This is a genomic window from Kosakonia cowanii JCM 10956 = DSM 18146 (genome assembly GCF_001975225.1).
Lineage (GTDB): Bacteria > Pseudomonadota > Gammaproteobacteria > Enterobacterales > Enterobacteriaceae > Kosakonia > Kosakonia cowanii.
The window spans coordinates 1,579,180-1,596,612 of record NZ_CP019445.1; the positions used below are offsets into that span (position 1 = coordinate 1,579,180).

A 17,433-nucleotide genomic window follows, 5' to 3' on the forward strand; every position below is an offset into this window, starting at 1 on the left:
TGAAGCGGGTGTGAATACTAACCAAAGCGAATGACCTTCGCAAGGGCAATTTTGACGCTTTTTATCAAGTGCGGAAAAAAACAGCAAAAGCGTGCATTATGGTGAAGAAAGAGGCAGCAAAAGCTGCCTTTTTAGCCACTTACCGAATCGTTAAACCGCTTTAACCGCATCGGCGATGCGATTTGCCAGCGCGGTAACTTGCGCTTCATCTTCGCCTTCGACCATCACGCGGATTAATGGCTCAGTGCCGGACTTACGCAGCAGCACGCGACCACGGTTCCCCAGCGTCGCTTCAACCTCTGCCATCACGGCTTTAACGTTCTCATCTTCCAGCGGATCGCCATTACCGGCGGTAAAGCGCACATTCACCAGAACCTGCGGGAACATTTTCATGCCGCTGCAAAGGTCGTGCAGCGTCATATGGTTACGCACCATTGCCGCGACTACCTGCAACCCGGCAACAATCCCGTCACCCGTGGTGGTTTTATCCAGCAGGATCACATGGCCTGAGTTTTCCGCACCGATGCGCCACCCTTTCTCCTGCATTTTTTCCAGCACGTAGCGGTCGCCCACTTTCGCGCGCGCAAACGGAATGCCCAGTTGCTTGAGCGCCAGCTCAAGACCCATGTTGCTCATCAGCGTACCGACAGCACCGCCGCGCAACTGTCCCTGACGCAGCCCTTCACGCGCGATGATATACATAATCTGGTCGCCATCGACTTTATTACCTTCGTGGTCAACCATGATCACACGATCGCCGTCGCCGTCAAAAGCGATGCCCAGATCCGCCTTCTCTGCCAGAACACGATCTTGCAGCGCTTTCACATCCGTCGCACCACATTTTTCATTGATGTTGACGCCATCCGGATCGCAGCCAATCGCAATAACTTTAGCACCCAGTTCGCGGAAGACATTCGGGGCGATGTGGTATGTCGCGCCATTGGCGCAATCCACCACAATTTTCAGGCTGTTGAGGCTTAGCTCATTCGGGAAGGTCGCTTTGCAGAACTCAATATAACGGCCAGCGGCATCGACGATACGGCTCGCTTTACCTAATTCGGCAGAGTCAACACAGGTCAGTTCTTTCTCCATCTCCGCTTCAATCGCCTCTTCAACCGCGTCCGGCAGTTTAGTGCCGTCAATGGAGAAGAACTTGATCCCGTTGTCATAGAACGGGTTATGGGAAGCAGAAATCACAATCCCCGCTTCCGCGCGGAAAGTACGTGTCAGGTAAGCGACAGCAGGGGTCGGCATCGGACCGGTAAAGGAAGCAGAGAGACCGGCTGCGGCCAGCCCGGCTTCCAGTGCCGATTCCAGCATATAGCCCGAGATGCGGGTATCTTTGCCGATAATAATTTTACGTGAGCCGTGACGCGCCAGCACCTTGCCTGCCGCCCAGCCCAGTTTCAGAACGAAATCCGGGGTGATAGGTGCGTCGCCAACACGGCCACGAATGCCATCAGTGCCAAAATATTTACGATTACTCATAGCGTTTATTTTCCTTCGCTGACAGTGTGGCTTCCACCACCCGCATAGCTTCTACCGTTTCTTTTACGTCATGGACACGAATAATCTGCGCACCCTGCATCGCAGCAATCACTGCACATGCCAGACTGCCGCTTAACCGCTCTGTGGGCCCGACATTTAATAACTGGCCGATCATCGTCTTACGCGACATTCCTGCCAACAACGGCAAACCGAAGTGGTGAAACTCGCCTAATCGGGCAAGCAGCGCATAATTGTGGGAGAGATTCTTACCGAAACCGAACCCAGGGTCGAGCAACAATTTTTCTTTTGCGATCCCTGCACGTTCGCAGCGCGCAATATTTTCCACAAAAAAGCGGTTTACGTCGGCAAAGACGTCCTCATATTTTGGCGCTTCCTGCATCGTCTTCGGTTGACCCTGCATATGCATCAGGCAGACAGGCAATCCGGTTTGTGCCGCTGCTTCAAGCGCGCCGGGCTCCGTCAAAGAGCGTATATCATTGATGATGTGCGCGCCCGCCCGCGCCGCTTCCCGGATCACTTCAGGCTTCGAGGTATCAACTGAGATCCACACTTCAAAGCGCTGCGCTATCGCTTCCACAACCGGGATAACGCGCGCCAGCTCCTCATCAACACTCACTTCAGCGGCACCGGGCCGGGTAGATTCACCGCCGATATCCACAATGGTCGCCCCTGCGTTAATCATCAGGTTGGCGTGTTTGACCGCCTCAATCAGCGTGTTGTGGCTGCCGCCGTCAGAAAAGGAGTCCGGCGTGACGTTGAGGATCCCCATCACGTGGGGATGAGACAGCTCGAGTGTGGAGCCCTGGGCATGAAGTTTCATGACTGAAGTCCTGAAGGTATTACGGTTGAACAGAAAAGAAAAACCCCGGAGCAGGCCCCAGGGTTTCGTTACAGACAGTTCATCAACTGCAGAAAGCTTATTTGTCGCCAAACTGCTCTGACATGGTATTGCCCGGGTTCGGCGTACGCGGTTCATCAACCGGACGCGGCGCGCGTGGGGTACCGTTACTGTCAGAGTTATTCGCGCCTGGATCTTCCCAGCCCGCTGGCGGACGTACATCACGACGAGACATCAGATCATCAATCTGCGGTGCGTCGATGGTCTCATATTTCATCAGAGCATCTTTCATCGCATGGAGAATATCCATGTTCTCGTTCAGGATCTGACGCGCACGATTGTAGTTACGTTCAATCAGCGCTTTCACTTCCTGGTCGATAATACGCGCAGTTTCATCAGACATATGTTTCGCTTTCGCGACGGAACGTCCGAGGAACACTTCGCCCTCTTCTTCGGCGTAGAGCAGCGGACCCAGTTTGTCCGAGAAGCCCCACTGCGTCACCATGTTACGTGCCAGGTTGGTCGCGACTTTAATGTCGTTCGACGCACCGGTAGAAACATGCTCAACACCATAGATGATCTCTTCTGCGAGACGACCGCCATACAGCGTAGAGATTTGGCTCTCCAGCTTCTGACGGCTGGCGCTAATCGCATCCCCTTCCGGCAGGAAGAAGGTTACGCCCAACGCACGACCGCGCGGAATAATCGTCACTTTATGTACCGGATCGTGTTCCGGCACCAGACGACCGATAATCGCATGGCCCGCTTCGTGATACGCGGTAGACTCTTTCTGCGCTTCCGTCATCACCATGGAGCGACGTTCCGCACCCATCATGATTTTGTCTTTCGCTTTTTCGAACTCAACCATCGAGACAACGCGTTTGTTACCGCGCGCAGCAAACAGCGCAGCTTCGTTGACGAGGTTGGCCAGATCCGCACCGGAGAAGCCCGGAGTACCACGCGCGATAATCGCAGCGTCAATATCCGGCGACAGCGGTACACGGCGCATATGCACCTTCAGGATCTGCTCGCGACCGCGAACGTCCGGCAACCCAACGACAACCTGACGGTCGAAACGGCCTGGACGCAGCAGCGCCGGGTCGAGTACGTCCGGACGGTTAGTCGCAGCAATAACGATGATGCCTTCATTGCCTTCGAAACCATCCATCTCAACCAGCATCTGGTTCAGGGTCTGCTCACGTTCATCGTGACCACCGCCTAAACCTGCGCCACGCTGACGGCCAACGGCGTCAATCTCATCGATAAAGATGATGCACGGTGCAGCTTTCTTGGCTTGTTCAAACATGTCGCGTACGCGGGATGCACCCACGCCGACAAACATTTCAACAAAGTCAGAACCGGAAATCGTAAAGAACGGCACTTTCGCTTCGCCAGCGATCGCTTTCGCCAGCAGCGTTTTACCAGTACCCGGAGGGCCGACCATCAGGACGCCTTTCGGGATTTTACCGCCCAGTTTCTGGAAACGGCTCGGCTCACGCAGATACTCAACCAGCTCGCCCACTTCCTCTTTCGCTTCATCGCAGCCCGCGACGTCGGCAAAAGTGGTTTTGATTTGATCTTCAGTCAGCATGCGCGCTTTGCTCTTACCGAACGACATGGCGCCTTTGCCACCGCCGCCCTGCATCTGGCGCATGAAGAAAATCCATACCCCAATCAGCAACAGCATCGGGAACCAGGAGATGAAGATGTTACCGAGCAGGCTCGGCTCTTCAGGTGGTTCACCCACAACCTTGACGTTTTTAGTCAGCAGGTTGTCGAGCAGTTTAGGATCGTTGACCGGGATGTAAGTCGTGTAACGGTTACTATCTTTCTTGGTAACGTTGATCTCACGTCCGTTGATACGCGCTTCGCGAACCTGGTCCTGGTTGACCTCTTGCAGGAAGGTAGAGTAATCCACCTTACGGCCATTTGACTCGCTGGGCCCAAAGCTCTGGAATACTGACATCAGCACGACGGCAATGACCAGCCAGAGTATTAGGTTTTTCGCCATGTCACTCAAGGGATTAACCTCATATTACAACTGTGTTAAAAACAGCGGCAGGATACAACATATCCCGTTTCATTCAAACCGAAGGCCGAAATCAACGGGGTATCATTTTCGCCCGGTCGCTACAATATACACTTCGCGCGAACGAGCACGCGAAGAGTCCGGTTTACGCACTTTAACCTTCGTAAACAGGGAGCGAATTTCCGTAAGGTACTCATCGAAACCTTCGCCCTGGAACACTTTCACTAAAAAATTACCGCCTGGCGCTAACACATCGCGGCACATCTCCAGCGCCAGCTCTACCAGATACATAGAGCGGGGAATATCAACCGCTGGCGTTCCGCTCATATTAGGCGCCATATCTGACATGACAACCTGAACTTTACTGTCACCAACACGTTCCAGTAACGCTTTCAGAACTAATTCATCACGAAAATCGCCCTGAAGGAAGTCTACGCCGACGATTGGATCCATCGGTAAAAGATCGCACGCGATGATGCGCCCGTTCCCACCAATCTGTGTTACCGCATACTGCGACCATCCACCGGGTGCAGCACCCAGGTCAACTACGGTCATCCCCGGTTTAAAAATCTTGTCACTTTGCTGTATTTCATCAAGTTTAAACCAGGCACGGGAACGTAACCCTTTTTTCTGCGCCTGTTGAACATATTTATCGCTAAAGTGTTCCTGAAGCCAGCGGCTTGAACTGGCAGAACGCTTTTTACCTGTCATTTAACTTTCCATCCGGTTTCATCGGCGACACCGAGAAATTTCGACGCGCAATTTGGCGATACAGAGGAGATGGCGGTAGAATGACCCGTTTTCAATCCCAACGTAAGCAAAATATACGATGAATCTGAGTACTAAACAAAAACAGCACCTGAAAGGTCTGGCACATCCGCTCAAGCCGGTAGTTATGCTTGGCAACAATGGTTTGACCGAAGGGGTACTGGCCGAGATTGAACAAGCGCTTGTGCACCATGAACTTATCAAGGTGAAGATCGCCTCTGAAGAGAGAGAAACTAAAACCTTGATCGTGGAAGCTATCGTTCGCGAAACCGGTGCCTGTAATGTCCAGGTCATCGGCAAAACGCTGGTGCTTTATCGCCCGACCGCAGAGCGTAAAATTTCGCTGCCGCGCTAAAGGATATCCTGAGTTGAACACAAAATCAGTGTAAAACGAGGGGTTTCCGCCAGCAGATGAGCAAAATGCCACGCTCCTGGAGTTCATAAAAGGCCGCAATGCGGCCTTTTTCTTATCTTTACAATCCGTCAACAATTAACGCTGACGCTGCAATCAAAGATATTCCACCTTGATGATTTCATATTCCACTTCGCCGCCAGGGGTGCGAATGACAACCACATCATCCTGCTCTTTCCCCACCAGGCCTCGTGCGATAGGCGAGTTCACCGAGATAAGATTCTGCTTAAAGTCGGCTTCGTCATCGCCAACGATGCGGTAAGTTTGCTCTTCGTCGTTATCCAGGTTCAGCACGGTGACCGTGGAACCGAAAATGACGCGGCCATTTTTTGGCATTTTGGAGATATCGATAACCTGCGCATTCGACAGTTTCGCTTCGATATCTTTAATGCGGCCTTCACAAAAGCCCTGCTGCTCACGCGCGGCGTGGTATTCAGCGTTCTCTTTGAGATCGCCATGCTCGCGGGCGTCCGCAATAGCGGCGATGATTTCAGGGCGACGAACGGTTTTTAAAAACTCCAGCTCTTCGCGCAGTTTTTCTGCACCACGTAGGGTCATCGGAATAGCTTGCATTTGTTATACCTCTTAAACATTCCTGTTAGGAGTAGTCCCCCACCCCGTCAGCGTTACCTCCCCGCATTCAGGCGTAAACAGCCGGGCAGGAGCAAAAGAAAACTGACCCGGAGACAAAGCCCCAGGTCAGCGCAATTTTTCAATTTGATACGTATTTTAACCGGAAGTTCACCGTGGGTCATCGTTTACTTTCCGGGTCGATGCGCCGTAGTATGTCGGCCTGTTTCCAGCTTGTTAGCGCGAGATTATGCGATTTCCCAGCTTTATCATCGGATTGTCCACCAGTATAGCCCTGAATGTTCAGGCCGCGAATGTCGACGAGTACATCAACCAGCTTCCGGATGGTGCCAACCTGGCGTTGATGGTACAGAAGGTCGGCGCCGAGGCTCCCGAAATTGATTATCACGCCAAACAGATGGCGTTGCCGGCGAGCACCCAGAAAGTGATCACCGCGCTGGCTGCACTCCTACAACTGGGGCCGGACTTTCGCTTTACAACCACGCTGGAAAGCAAAGGTTCTGTCGACGGCGGTACGCTAAAAGGCGACTTAGTTGCACGATTTGGTGGCGATCCGACGCTAAAACGTCAGGATATTCGCAATATGGTCGCAACGCTTAAAAAATCAGGCGTGCAAAAAATCGATGGCAACGTGCTGATCGATACCTCGATCTTCGCCAGTCATGACAAAGCGCCGGGCTGGCCGTGGAACGATATGACGCAGTGCTTTAGTGCGCCGCCCGCCGCTGCCATCATCGATCGCAACTGTTTTTCCATTTCGCTGTATAGCGCGCAAAACGCGGGTGATTTGGCCTACATCCGGGTCGCCTCTTACTATCCGGTGAACATGTTCAGCCAGGTACGCACCCTGGCGCGCGGATCGGCCGAAGCACAATATTGCGAACTGGATGTGGTGCCGGGCGATCTCAACCGGTTCACGTTAACAGGCTGTTTGCCTCAGCGCGCCGATCCGTTGCCGCTCGCCTTCGCCGTGCAGGATGGTGCCAGCTATGCAGGGGCTATTCTCAAGCAGGAGCTAACGCAGGCGGGCATTACCTATACCGGCACGCTGCTGCGCCAGACGCAGGTCAATCAGCCCGGTACCGTTATCGCCAGTAAACAATCCGCGCCGTTACACGATCTGCTGAAGATCATGCTGAAGAAGTCCGACAACATGATTGCGGATACCGTCTTTCGCATGATTGGCCATGCGCGCTTTGGCGTGCCGGGCACCTGGCGAGCGGGTTCGGACGCAGTCAGGCAGATCCTGCGCCAGCAGGCCGGGGTCGATCTGGGCAACACTATTATTGCGGATGGTTCCGGCCTCTCGCGCCATAACCTGCTCGCACCGGCGACCATGATGCAGGTGCTGCAATATATTGCCCAGCATGATACCGAGCTTAACTTTATCTCGATGTTGCCGCTGGCAGGCTATGACGGCTCGCTGCAATACCGCGCAGGGCTGCATGAAGCGGGCGTCGACGGTAAGGTATCAGCCAAAACAGGCTCGCTGCAGGGTGTTTATAACCTGGCAGGGTTTATCACCACCGCCAGCGGTCAGCGAATGGCATTTGTGCAGTATCTTTCGGGGTATGCGGTTGAACCCGCCGATCAGCGCAATCGCCGTATTCCGCTGGTGCGTTTCGAAAGCCGCCTCTACAAAGATATCTATCAGAACAACTAATAAAAAATGCCGGGAAGCATCATGCTGACCCGGCATTTTTTTATCTCTTCTCCCCGCCTGAGCGGGGAGGAAGCTGAGATTAACGTTTGTAGATGAACTCGACACCCTCTTCGTCGTCTTCGTCCCAGTCGTCATCCCACTCTTCGTCATCTTCTTCTGTCGCTTCGGCCTCTTCGAGCTGCTGGCGATGATAATCATCCCACATGAACTCGACTTTCTCCGGCTGCTGCTCTTCCTGCGCCTGCGCAATCGGGTTTTCGATGATAAAGGTCATCACGTCCCAGCACAGGTCTTTGACGCCCTGCTGGCTGGCAGCAGAGATCAGGTAGAACTTATCTTCCCAGCCCAGCGCTTCGGCGATCGCTTTCGCTTTCGCTTCTGCTTCCTCTTTATCCATCAGGTCGATCTTGTTAAATACCAGCCAGCGCGGCTTGGCAGCCAGCTTCTCGCTGTATTTTTCCAGCTCGCCGACGATGATACGGGCGTTTTCTGCCGGATCGGAACCGTCGATCGGATCGAGGTCGATGAGGTGCAGCAGCACGCGGCAGCGCTCAAGGTGTTTCAGGAAGCGGATACCGAGGCCTGCGCCATCAGCCGCACCCTCAATCAGCCCCGGAATATCGGCAACCACGAAGCTCTTCTCATTGTCCATACGAACAACGCCCAGGCTCGGGACCAGCGTGGTAAACGGATAATCCGCCACTTTTGGTTTCGCTGCGGAGACCGCGCGGATAAAGGTGGATTTACCGGCATTCGGCATCCCCAGCATCCCGACATCTGCCAGCAGCATCAGCTCCAGCTGCAGATCGCGCTTATCGCCCGGCGTACCCATCGTTTTCTGACGCGGAGTACGGTTTACCGAGGATTTGAAACGGGTGTTGCCGAGACCGTGCCAGCCGCCTTTCGCGACCATCAGACGCTGACCATGTTTGGTCATATCGCCCATGGTTTCGCCGGTGCCTTGGTCGATCACACGCGTACCAACCGGCACTTTCACCGTAATATCTTTCCCGCGTTTGCCGGTGCAATCACGGCTCTGGCCGTTCTGCCCACGTTCTGCACGGAAGGACTTTTCAAAACGGTAGTCAATCAGGGTATTCAGGTTCTCGTCCGCTTCCAGCCAGACATCACCACCGTCGCCACCGTCGCCGCCATCAGGGCCGCCTTTCGGGATATACTTTTCGCGGCGGAAGCTTACGCAGCCGTTACCGCCATCACCCGCTACGACCAGAATCGTAGCTTCATCTACAAACTTCATTTTACTCTCCGTAACTCATTCGCCTGAGCGGGGCACAGTGACGACCACTTCACGACTACGCCTGCGTCCCAAAAGACGATGGCCAATAGCGGAAAACATCGCGCCCGCAACCACGACAAACGCACCGAGATAACCGACAAGGTTTAACATCGGTCTGGCGAAAACATCGGGCCAGGCCATTGATAACAAATCTGAGAAAAACAGTGTAAACAGCGGCGTTAAGGTAATTAACGCGCTTACCTGCGCCGCCTGCCAGCGCGCCATCGCTTCCGCCAGCGCGCCGTAGCCAACCAGCGTGTTGAGCCCGCAAAAAACCAGACAGGCCAGTTGCCAGTCACTCAGCTGGAACACCACGGCGGGTTTCGCCAGTGGCAGCAGCGCAAGCGTACATAAAGTGTACAGCAAAAAGAGGATCTGCTGGGAGGCCAGACGACGCAGAAGGACTTTTTGCGCCACGCCGTAGCTCACCCACACCGTCGCCGCACCGACGCCGAAGATAACGCCCCAGGTGTAATCCGTTAGCCGGGTGAAGATCTCAATCAGGCTGGTGTTAAAAAACATCACCAGACCGCTTATCAGCATCAGCGCGCCAATCACCTGCGTGATACGCATCTTCTCTTTGAGGATAAAGACGCTGGCGACCATCATACCGACGGGCGAGAGCTGGCCGATCACCTGCGACGCGGTCGGGCTGACATACTGCAGAGAAGAGCTGAACAATATGAAGTTGCCAAACAACCCGCCGGTGGCAATTGCCAGCAGCAGCAGCCAGCGAGGCTTGCGGAAAATACGCAGTGGCGGCAGTTTTCGTTTCCAGGTCAGGATCAGACCGAGACCAATGCCCGCCATTAAAAAGCGATAGAAGACCACCGTTGGCGGCTCCATCACTTCCAGCACCTGCTTCATTGCAATCGGCAACGCTCCCCAGCACATCGCTGTTGTCAGCGCCAGGAGAATACCGATGCCCGCCTGCTGTTTCATGCTTCTTCCCTGCCCGAATTTTGCCGGGCTTCTAATGTAAAAAGCCCCGCAACGTGTTGCGGGGCTTTCTTCCGTTACCGGGACGCGAAAAACTTATTCAGCAACGATGCTGATGAATTTACGGTTTTTCGGGCCTTTAACTTCGAACTTAACTTTACCGTCAGTCAAAGCGAACAGAGTGTGGTCACGGCCGCAACCTACGTTGGAACCAGCGTGGAATTTAGTACCACGTTGACGAACGATGATGCTACCTGCCAGAACTGCTTCACCGCCGAAGCGTTTTACGCCCAGACGTTTAGCTTCTGAATCGCGACCGTTACGAGTTGAGCCGCCAGCCTTTTTATGTGCCATTTAAATCTCTCCTCAGGTCTTAGGCGCTGATGCCAGTAATTTTCACATCAGTGAACCACTGACGATGGCCCTGCTGCTTACGGTAGTGTTTACGACGACGAAACTTAACGATTTTAACTTTCTCGCCACGACCATGAGCAACAACTTCAGCTTTGATTACGCCGCCATCAACGAAAGGAACGCCGATTTTGACTTCTTCACCGTTTGCGATCATCAGAACTTCAGCGAATTCAACAGATTCACCAGTTGCGATGTCCAGCTTTTCCAGGCGAACGGTCTGACCTTCGCTTACTCGGTGTTGTTTACCACCACTTTGGAAAACCGCGTACATATAAAACTCCGCTTCCGCGCACCTATCCTGATTAATTCAGAGGGCGCTATAAATATTCACAATAGGGCGCGAATATTACGCAAATTGCGAGCCGTTGACAAGTGTGATCGTCACTCCTCGCAGAAAAAAAACACAACGTGTAAGGTAACGTTTATCTGGCGCGTTTTTTCAGTACAATCGACAATACTATTCAAACCCGTAACCCTTTGTTATCCCACTTTTGATATGTGGTAAACAGGACTGAAAGCCCGGCTTTTGCGATGAATTTAGAAAAAATCAATGAGTTAACCGCGCAAGATATGGCGGGTGTGAACGCGACGATTCTGCAACAACTCAACTCGGATGTGAAATTAATCAACCAGTTGGGTTATTACATCGTAAGCGGCGGCGGCAAACGCATACGTCCGATGATCGCTGTACTGGCGGCGCGCGCAGTTGGCTATGAAGGCAACGCGCATGTCACCATCGCTGCATTAATCGAATTTATCCACACAGCAACCCTCCTCCACGACGACGTTGTGGATGAATCAGATATGCGCCGCGGCAAGGCAACGGCGAACGCCGCCTTTGGTAATGCCGCCAGCGTACTGGTCGGGGATTTTATCTATACCCGTGCATTCCAGATGATGACCAGTCTCGGCTCGCTGAAGGTGCTAGAGGTGATGTCAGAAGCGGTGAACGTGATTGCAGAAGGCGAAGTGCTGCAATTGATGAACGTCAACGACCCGAACATTACCGAAGAGAACTACATGCGCGTGATTTACAGCAAAACCGCGCGCCTGTTCGAAGCGGCCGCCCAGTGTTCTGGTTTACTGGCGGGCTGTTCAGAGGCACAGGAGAAGGGGCTGCAGGATTACGGCCGCTACCTGGGCACTGCATTCCAGCTGATTGACGATCTGCTCGATTACAGCGCCGATGGCGAAACGCTGGGTAAAAATACCGGCGATGACCTTAACGAAGGCAAACCGACGCTGCCGCTGCTGCATGCGATGCATAACGGTACCCCTGAGCAGGCGCAAATGATCCGCGAAGCGATTGAACAGGGAAGCGGACGCCATCTTCTGGAACCGGTTCTGGAAGCAATGGCGCAGTGCGGGTCGCTGGAGTGGACGCGCCGCCGTGCTGAAGAAGAGGCGGATAAAGCCATCGCCGCGCTGCAGGTTCTCCCGCACTCTGAGTGGCGCGATGCGCTCATTGCGCTTGCCCACATCGCCGTTCAGCGCGATCGTTAATCTCTCTGTTTCCCGCGATTTATCGCGGGAAAGTTCCAATAAGCTCTTATAACATCCTTTTTCAGGCGCCGAATCCTTGCTGCGAAAGCCTTGGCATAATCTGAAAACATAATAATCGACCTGAACTTTTTAGAACAAATATTCCCATATGCGTATAGTGATCTGCGTTGTTGGCGAACAATGGTTGAAACCGATTCTCATCAGGGAGATGTTATGGAAACGAAATATACCGACTGGCATCAAGCCGATATTATTGCCGGGCTGCGAAAAAAGGGTACGTCGCTGGCGGCTGAATCTCGAAAAAATGGCTTGAGTTCCTCCACCCTCGCCAATGCACTGACCCGACCCTGGCCGAAGGGAGAGTTGATTATTGCCCGGGCGCTGGATACCGATCCCTGGGTTATATGGCCTTCGCGTTACCACGATCCCATCACGCACGCGTTTCTTGATAAAACCAAATTCATCAGGAAAAAACGTAGTGAAGCGTAAAAATGTCGCAGATAAAAAAAGGGAGCTTTCGCTCCCTTTTTTAACGGTGTAGAGGTTATTCGCCCTTCACACGCTCAATCTTCGCGCCCAGCGCGCTGAGCTTATCTTCGATACGCTCATAACCACGATCGATGTGGTAGATGCGATCGACATAGGTCGTCCCTTCCGCAATACAGCCAGCCAGCACGAGGCTCGCCGATGCACGCAGATCGGTCGCCATCACCTGCGCGCCGGAGAGCGTTTCTACGCCGTGGCAAATCGCGGTGTTGCTCTCAATCTCTGCATGAGCACCCATACGAATCAGCTCAGGGATGTGCATGAAGCGGTTCTCGAAGATGGTTTCAGTGATCACACCGGTACCTTCGGCCACCAGGTTCAGCAGCGTGAACTGCGCCTGCATATCTGTCGGGAAGCCCGGATGCGGCGCGGTACGCACGTTAACGGCTTTCGGACGTTTACCGTGCATATCGAGGCTAATCCAGTCTTCGCCCAGTTCAATATCAGCACCCGCGTCACGCAGTTTAGCCAGCACGGCATCCAGCGTATCCGGCTGGGCATTGCGGCAAACAATTTTTCCACCGGAGATAGCGGCTGCCACCAGGAAGGTCCCGGTTTCGATGCGGTCCGGCAGCACGCGATAAACGCCGCCGCCGAGGCGCTCAACGCCCTCGATGGTGATGCGGTCAGTGCCCATGCCGGTAATTTTGGCACCGAGCGTATTGAGGAAGTTGGCGGTATCGACAATTTCCGGCTCGCGCGCGGCGTTTTCGATAATGGTGGTGCCTTCAGCCAGCGTCGCAGCGGACATAATTGTCACCGTCGCGCCAACGCTCACTTTGTCCATCACAATGTGCGCGCCCTTCAGGCGACCATCGACAGAGGCTTTAACGTAGCCCTCTTCCAGCTTAATCTCCGCGCCCAGTTGCTCAAGACCGGTGATATGCAGATCGACCGGACGCGCGCCAATCGCGCAACCGCCCGGGAGTGAAACCTGCCCCTGGCCGAAACGGGCAACCAGCGGACCCAGCGCCCAAATCGAAGCGCGCATGGTTTTCACCAGGTCGTACGGCGCACAGAAGACGTTCACCTTGCTGGCATCGATCCATACCGAGCCATTACGCTCAATTTTGGTGCCGAGCTGGCTCAGCAGCTTGATGGTCGTGTCGATATCTTTCAGTTTCGGCACGTTGCGGATTTCGACCGGCTCTTCAGCCAGCAGCGCGGCGAAAAGAATCGGCAGTGCGGCGTTTTTGGCACCTGAAATTGTCACTTCGCCCTGGAGACGCGTTGGCCCCTGTACACGAAACTTATCCATTTATCTGATCTCTGTTAAGAATTCACACGCGCGGCGGGTCATACCGCCAGCGCTCAAAAGCCGTTAAGTTTGCGATCGCGCGCCCATTCTTGCGGCGTATACGCTTTGATCGACAGGGCATGAATGCGGTTATCCGCGATGTACTCCATCAGCGGGCCATAGATGGTTTGCTGCTTCTTGACCCGGCTCATGCCGTCAAAAACTTCACCCACAGCGACAACCTGAAAATGGCTGCCATCGCCAGTGACGTGGGCTTCCTGGAGAGAGAGTGCTTCCATCAGCACGGTCTGGATTTCATGATTTTCCATGGGCGTAAATATCATCTAAAAGTGAAAACAGTCACACATCTTAGAGGAAAGTGCGACGGTCTTAAATAAGCAAAAAGCCCCATCCACTCTCTGGACGGGGCTTTAAATAGTAACGTATTGAAAAAATTAGCGTGGCAAGGCACTTTGCGGCAAGTTATAGAGCGCCGCAAGGGTGCTCACATTCTCACTTACGCCCAGAAGCGTCACATCCGTGCCCTGCTTTTTACCGAGTTCAACCAGATGAACCAGCAGCGCGACGCCTGCGGTATCAACCCGTGTTACGCCCTGTAGATCGATGGTGGTTACCCCTTTCATCGCCTCTGCGCGCGCATCCCATAAAGGATTTAACACATCCTGATCCAGCTCGCCCAGCAACACCAGGCGTTCACCGTCACGCGACCAGCTTAGCTGCTGGGTCATTGCTTCTTCTCGTCCAGGGTAATTTTCTGGCGGGAGATAGACTGCAGCTCAGCGGTCAGGCCATCGATACCTTTAGTACGCAGCAGATCGCTCCACTCATTCTGTTTGGTGGTGATCATGCTTACGCCTTCGGCGATCATGTCATAAGCCTGCCAGTTGCCGGTCTGGCTATTTTTACGCCACTGGAAATCGAGGCGTACCGGCGGACGACCATTCGGATCGACGATGGTGACGCGAATCGGCACGATAGTGGCATCGCCCAGCGGCTGTTCCGGGGCGATCTGGTAAGTCTGGCCATGATAGAGCGCCAGCGCCTGACCGTATGCCTGTTTCAGATATTCGCGGAACGCCTTGAAGTAGGCATCACGCTGCGCAGGGGTCGCTTCTTTGTAATAACGGCCCAGCACCAACGCGCCGGCATATTTCACCTGGACGTAGGGCAGCAGCTCCTGATCGACCACCTCGCGCAGGTAATCCGGGTTCGCGCGGATTTTCGGTTGTTCATTTTTGAGGCGATCGAAAGTCTGTTTCGCCGCCCCCTGCATTGCGGTGTAAGGGTTGCTTTGATCAACAGCCAAAGCCGAGCTCAACGGTGCAACGACCAGCAGAGCAACCATCATGAGACGTTTAAACATTGCGTCACTTCTCCTCGTTAATGCGTCTGATCCGCAGACGGCGCAGGTTGAGTATTCCCTTCATTTTGCGCCGCCGCATCGCCTGAATTCTTATTGTCGCCACCTTTACTGTTGTAAAGGAACTGACCAATGAGATCTTCCAGCACCATCGCGGACTTGGTGTCCTGAATCGTGCTGCCTTCCTTAAGCATAGATGTTCCCATCTCGGGATCGTCAAACCCGACGTTTAACGCCAGATATTGTTCGCCCAGCAGGCCTGATGTGCGGATCGCCAGCGAGCTGGTATCCGGGATCTGGTTGTAACGCTCTTCGATATCCAGCGTCACGCGCGGCAGATAAGTTTTCGGGTCGAGAGAGATATCCGATACGCGCCCAATCACCACCCCGCCGATACGCACCGGCGAATTGGCTTTCAGGCCGCCGATATTGTCAAAGGTGGCATAAACGCGGTACGTCGGTTCTGTACGCATCGAGGCGACATCTGCCGCTTTCAGGCAGATAAAGAGCCCCGCCAGTAACGCCAGCAGAAGAAACAGGCCGACCCAAATTTCACTTTTTTTCGTTTGCATGAACTCAATTCCCAAACATCAATGCGGTGAGCACAAAATCCAGACCGAGAACGGCCAGCGAAGAGTGCACAACGGTGCGTGTTGTCGCGCGGCTGATCCCGGCCGAAGTCGGGATCGCATCGTAACCGTTAAACAGCGCAATCCAGGTCACGGTGATGGCAAAGACCACGCTTTTAATCAGACAGTTAACCAGGTCCATTCGCAGGTCGACGGCGTTCTGCATCGCAGTCCAGAAGAAACCACTGTCGATCCCTTTCCAGTTAACGCCCACCAGCGAGCCGCCCCAGATGCCAACGGCAATAAACATAACCGTCAGCAGCGGCAGAGAGATGACGCCCGCCCAGAAACGCGGCGAAATGACCCGACGTAAAGGATCGACCGCCATCATCTCGAGGCTGGAGAGCTGCTCGGTGGCGCGCATCAAGCCAATCTCTGCGGTGAGCGCCGAGCCTGCGCGTCCGGCAAACAGCAGCGCGGCAACTACCGGGCCTAATTCGCGTAGCAACGATAGCGCCACCAGCATGCCGAGGCTCGTCTCCGCGCTGTAAGTCGTCAGCACCAGGTAGCCCTGCAATCCCAGCACCATGCCGATAAAGACGCCGGAGACGAGGATAATGACCATCGACAGCACACCGACGTTATAGAGCTGGCGGATCAGCAGCGGCGCGTGTTTGCGAAACTCCGGCTTGCCAACCAGGGCGTTGAACAGCATTAACCCGGCACGCCCGAACGTCGCGATCGTTTTGATCCCACGATGGCCAAGCGCAGCCAGTGCATTTAACAGCATGAGTGTATTAACTCCCTGTTTCTAAAAGATCGCGCTGGTAATCACCAGCAGGATAGCGGAACGGAACCGGCCCGTCGGCGATGCCATCAAGGAACTGACGGACGCGAGGATCGCTATTATCCTGCAGCCCCTGCGCGCTGCCGTGGGCGACAATTTTCCGGTCCGCCACAATATAGGCGTAATCCGCGATGCTCAACACCTCCGGCACATCATGGGAAACAACGATACAGGTGACGCCCAGCGCGTTATTCAGCTCAGAGATAAGCTTCACCAGCACCCCCATGGTTATGGGATCCTGGCCAACGAAAGGCTCATCAAACATGATCAGATCCGGTTCCAGCGCAATCGCGCGCGCCAGCGCCGCACGCCGCGCCATACCGCCAGAGAGCTCGGAGGGCATCAATTTTGCCGCACCGCGCAGCCCGACCGCTTCGAGCTTCATCATCACCGTGCTGTGCAATAGCGCCGGTGGCAAAGTGGTATGTTCGCGCAGCGGATAGGCGACGTTATCGAACACATTCATATCAGTGAAGAGTGCGCCGGACTGAAAGAGCATGCTCATTCTTTTGCGCACGGTGAAGAGGCGCGAACGCGACATTGCCGGCACGTTTTCGCCATCAAATAAGATTTCGCCGCTATCGGGCGGGATCTGCCCGCCAATCAGGCGCAGTAAGGTGGTTTTACCGATCCCTGACGGCCCCATAATGGCGGTGATTTTCCCGCGCGGCACGGTCAGTGAAATATTGTCGAAGATCGGGCGGCTGCCTCGGGAGAAGCTGACGCCGCGAACATCGACCAAATTCGCCACTGTCTGGCTCATTTCCTCTTCCTTATCACCCTGTGGGCTGCAAGCATTACGCTTGATATCATCACGAACCCAGCATTTTTACAGAATATTACCCGCCCAGGTTAGCGAAAGCTGGCATTTGTTTTACTTTTGAGCCGCA

At 54.2% G+C, this 17,433-nt stretch carries 20 protein-coding genes; 4 read left to right on the forward strand and 16 right to left on the reverse strand.

The annotated features are described in order from the left end of the window. Positions 1-150: 150 nt before the first annotated feature. The 4 genes from glmM to rlmE all read right to left on the reverse strand — a co-directional run bounded on the left by glmM (position 151) and on the right by rlmE (position 5,087). A complete protein-coding gene (gene glmM / locus BWI95_RS07280) occupies positions 151-1,488 on the reverse strand; it encodes a phosphoglucosamine mutase (protein WP_054802975.1) in 1,338 nt (445 codons plus the stop codon). Next, the gene (folP, locus tag BWI95_RS07285) at positions 1,481-2,329 is read right to left on the reverse strand and encodes a dihydropteroate synthase (RefSeq protein ID WP_054802974.1); all 849 of its coding nucleotides are present in this window, start codon (positions 2,327-2,329) and stop codon (positions 1,481-1,483) included. The genes glmM and folP overlap by 8 nt, the downstream gene beginning before the upstream one ends. Positions 2,330-2,426: 97 nt before the next feature. Then, a complete protein-coding gene (ftsH, locus tag BWI95_RS07290; RefSeq protein ID WP_054802973.1) occupies positions 2,427-4,358 on the reverse strand; it encodes an ATP-dependent zinc metalloprotease FtsH in 1,932 nt (643 codons plus the stop codon). Positions 4,359-4,460: 102 nt separating this feature from the next. After that, a complete protein-coding gene (gene rlmE, locus BWI95_RS07295; RefSeq protein ID WP_076769254.1) occupies positions 4,461-5,087 on the reverse strand; it encodes a 23S rRNA (uridine(2552)-2'-O)-methyltransferase RlmE in 627 nt (208 codons plus the stop codon). 118 nt (positions 5,088-5,205) lie between these two features. On the opposite strand from rlmE, the gene yhbY reads away from it, so the two are divergent. After that, complete coding sequence (gene yhbY / locus BWI95_RS07300) at positions 5,206-5,499, forward strand: ribosome assembly RNA-binding protein YhbY (protein WP_042712846.1); 294 nt, start codon at positions 5,206-5,208, stop codon at positions 5,497-5,499. 153 nt (positions 5,500-5,652) lie between these two features. Here the strand turns inward: yhbY and greA are convergent, their stop codons facing one another. Then, on the reverse strand, positions 5,653-6,129 hold the full coding sequence (greA, locus tag BWI95_RS07305; protein WP_023480955.1) for a transcription elongation factor GreA: 477 nt from the start codon (positions 6,127-6,129) through the stop codon (positions 5,653-5,655). 247 nt (positions 6,130-6,376) lie between these two features. On the opposite strand from greA, the gene dacB reads away from it, so the two are divergent. Next, positions 6,377-7,810 (forward strand): serine-type D-Ala-D-Ala carboxypeptidase, encoded by a 1,434-nt coding sequence (dacB, locus tag BWI95_RS07310; RefSeq protein ID WP_076769255.1) that lies wholly within the window; start codon positions 6,377-6,379, stop codon positions 7,808-7,810. Positions 7,811-7,889: 79 nt separating this feature from the next. On the opposite strand, the gene cgtA is transcribed toward dacB, so the two are convergent. The 4 genes from cgtA to rplU form a co-directional block, all read right to left on the reverse strand. Beyond that, positions 7,890-9,068, reverse strand: a complete 1,179-nt coding sequence (gene cgtA, locus BWI95_RS07315; RefSeq protein WP_042716908.1) for an Obg family GTPase CgtA — start codon at positions 9,066-9,068, stop codon at positions 7,890-7,892. A 15-nt stretch (positions 9,069-9,083) separates the two neighbouring features. Next, positions 9,084-10,049 carry a DMT family transporter gene (locus BWI95_RS07320; protein ID WP_023480720.1) on the reverse strand — a complete coding sequence of 322 codons (966 nt, stop codon included), beginning with the start codon at positions 10,047-10,049 and terminating at the stop codon, positions 9,084-9,086. Between the two features lie 93 nt (positions 10,050-10,142). Then, positions 10,143-10,400 carry a 50S ribosomal protein L27 gene (gene rpmA, locus BWI95_RS07325; RefSeq protein ID WP_017457338.1) on the reverse strand — a complete coding sequence of 86 codons (258 nt, stop codon included), beginning with the start codon at positions 10,398-10,400 and terminating at the stop codon, positions 10,143-10,145. A gap of 19 nt (positions 10,401-10,419) precedes the next feature. After that, positions 10,420-10,731 (reverse strand): 50S ribosomal protein L21, encoded by a 312-nt coding sequence (gene rplU, locus BWI95_RS07330; protein WP_003025032.1) that lies wholly within the window; start codon positions 10,729-10,731, stop codon positions 10,420-10,422. 260 nt (positions 10,732-10,991) lie between these two features. On the opposite strand from rplU, the gene ispB reads away from it, so the two are divergent. Continuing rightward, a complete protein-coding gene (gene ispB, locus BWI95_RS07335) occupies positions 10,992-11,963 on the forward strand; it encodes an octaprenyl diphosphate synthase (protein WP_023481026.1) in 972 nt (323 codons plus the stop codon). A 213-nt stretch (positions 11,964-12,176) separates the two neighbouring features. After that, positions 12,177-12,452: a DNA-binding transcriptional regulator SfsB gene (sfsB, locus tag BWI95_RS07340; protein ID WP_023481038.1), complete on the forward strand. Its 276-nt coding sequence runs from the start codon at positions 12,177-12,179 to the stop codon at positions 12,450-12,452. Positions 12,453-12,507: 55 nt separating this feature from the next. On the opposite strand, the gene murA is transcribed toward sfsB, so the two are convergent. The 7 genes from murA to mlaF all read right to left on the reverse strand — a co-directional run bounded on the left by murA (position 12,508) and on the right by mlaF (position 17,306). Further along, the gene (gene murA / locus BWI95_RS07345; RefSeq protein ID WP_054802972.1) at positions 12,508-13,767 is read right to left on the reverse strand and encodes a UDP-N-acetylglucosamine 1-carboxyvinyltransferase; all 1,260 of its coding nucleotides are present in this window, start codon (positions 13,765-13,767) and stop codon (positions 12,508-12,510) included. Positions 13,768-13,820: 53 nt separating this feature from the next. Next, complete coding sequence (gene ibaG, locus BWI95_RS07350) at positions 13,821-14,075, reverse strand: BolA family iron metabolism protein IbaG (RefSeq protein WP_023480818.1); 255 nt, start codon at positions 14,073-14,075, stop codon at positions 13,821-13,823. Between the two features lie 126 nt (positions 14,076-14,201). Further along, positions 14,202-14,495: a lipid asymmetry maintenance protein MlaB gene (gene mlaB / locus BWI95_RS07355; protein WP_042713885.1), complete on the reverse strand. Its 294-nt coding sequence runs from the start codon at positions 14,493-14,495 to the stop codon at positions 14,202-14,204. After that, positions 14,492-15,130, reverse strand: coding sequence for a phospholipid-binding protein MlaC (gene mlaC, locus BWI95_RS07360; protein ID WP_023481036.1), 639 nt, complete (start codon positions 15,128-15,130; stop codon positions 14,492-14,494). Before mlaC ends, mlaB begins: the two co-directional genes overlap by 4 nt. A 17-nt stretch (positions 15,131-15,147) precedes the next feature. Then, entirely contained in the window at positions 15,148-15,699 is a 552-nt protein-coding gene (gene mlaD, locus BWI95_RS07365; protein WP_023480973.1) for an outer membrane lipid asymmetry maintenance protein MlaD, read from the reverse strand. Positions 15,700-15,703: 4 nt separating this feature from the next. Continuing rightward, positions 15,704-16,486, reverse strand: coding sequence for a lipid asymmetry maintenance ABC transporter permease subunit MlaE (gene mlaE, locus BWI95_RS07370; protein ID WP_054802971.1), 783 nt, complete (start codon positions 16,484-16,486; stop codon positions 15,704-15,706). Positions 16,487-16,493: 7 nt separating this feature from the next. Further along, positions 16,494-17,306: a phospholipid ABC transporter ATP-binding protein MlaF gene (gene mlaF, locus BWI95_RS07375; protein ID WP_054802970.1), complete on the reverse strand. Its 813-nt coding sequence runs from the start codon at positions 17,304-17,306 to the stop codon at positions 16,494-16,496. Positions 17,307-17,433 lie beyond the last annotated feature (127 nt).

What these genes read in the sequence shown, in the direction of transcription:
- mlaE (WP_054802971.1), bottom strand. Translation starts at nt 16,486, where the DNA reads ATGCTGTTAAATGCACTGGCTGCGCTTGGCCATCGTGGGATCAAAACG.
- ftsH (WP_054802973.1), bottom strand. Translation starts at nt 4,358, where the DNA reads ATGGCGAAAAACCTAATACTCTGGCTGGTCATTGCCGTCGTGCTGATG.
- cgtA (WP_042716908.1), bottom strand. Translation starts at nt 9,068, where the DNA reads ATGAAGTTTGTAGATGAAGCTACGATTCTGGTCGTAGCGGGTGATGGC.
- ispB (WP_023481026.1), top strand. Translation starts at nt 10,992, where the DNA reads ATGAATTTAGAAAAAATCAATGAGTTAACCGCGCAAGATATGGCGGGT.
- murA (WP_054802972.1), bottom strand. Translation starts at nt 13,767, where the DNA reads ATGGATAAGTTTCGTGTACAGGGGCCAACGCGTCTCCAGGGCGAAGTG.
- yhbY (WP_042712846.1), top strand. Translation starts at nt 5,206, where the DNA reads ATGAATCTGAGTACTAAACAAAAACAGCACCTGAAAGGTCTGGCACAT.
- dacB (WP_076769255.1), top strand. Translation starts at nt 6,377, where the DNA reads ATGCGATTTCCCAGCTTTATCATCGGATTGTCCACCAGTATAGCCCTG.
- ibaG (WP_023480818.1), bottom strand. Translation starts at nt 14,075, where the DNA reads ATGGAAAATCATGAAATCCAGACCGTGCTGATGGAAGCACTCTCTCTC.
- BWI95_RS07320 (WP_023480720.1), bottom strand. Translation starts at nt 10,049, where the DNA reads ATGAAACAGCAGGCGGGCATCGGTATTCTCCTGGCGCTGACAACAGCG.
- glmM (WP_054802975.1), bottom strand. Translation starts at nt 1,488, where the DNA reads ATGAGTAATCGTAAATATTTTGGCACTGATGGCATTCGTGGCCGTGTT.
- mlaB (WP_042713885.1), bottom strand. Translation starts at nt 14,495, where the DNA reads ATGACCCAGCAGCTAAGCTGGTCGCGTGACGGTGAACGCCTGGTGTTG.
- greA (WP_023480955.1), bottom strand. Translation starts at nt 6,129, where the DNA reads ATGCAAGCTATTCCGATGACCCTACGTGGTGCAGAAAAACTGCGCGAA.
- folP (WP_054802974.1), bottom strand. Translation starts at nt 2,329, where the DNA reads ATGAAACTTCATGCCCAGGGCTCCACACTCGAGCTGTCTCATCCCCAC.
- mlaC (WP_023481036.1), bottom strand. Translation starts at nt 15,130, where the DNA reads ATGTTTAAACGTCTCATGATGGTTGCTCTGCTGGTCGTTGCACCGTTG.
- rplU (WP_003025032.1), bottom strand. Translation starts at nt 10,731, where the DNA reads ATGTACGCGGTTTTCCAAAGTGGTGGTAAACAACACCGAGTAAGCGAA.
- mlaD (WP_023480973.1), bottom strand. Translation starts at nt 15,699, where the DNA reads ATGCAAACGAAAAAAAGTGAAATTTGGGTCGGCCTGTTTCTTCTGCTG.
- mlaF (WP_054802970.1), bottom strand. Translation starts at nt 17,306, where the DNA reads ATGAGCCAGACAGTGGCGAATTTGGTCGATGTTCGCGGCGTCAGCTTC.
- rlmE (WP_076769254.1), bottom strand. Translation starts at nt 5,087, where the DNA reads ATGACAGGTAAAAAGCGTTCTGCCAGTTCAAGCCGCTGGCTTCAGGAA.
- sfsB (WP_023481038.1), top strand. Translation starts at nt 12,177, where the DNA reads ATGGAAACGAAATATACCGACTGGCATCAAGCCGATATTATTGCCGGG.
- rpmA (WP_017457338.1), bottom strand. Translation starts at nt 10,400, where the DNA reads ATGGCACATAAAAAGGCTGGCGGCTCAACTCGTAACGGTCGCGATTCA.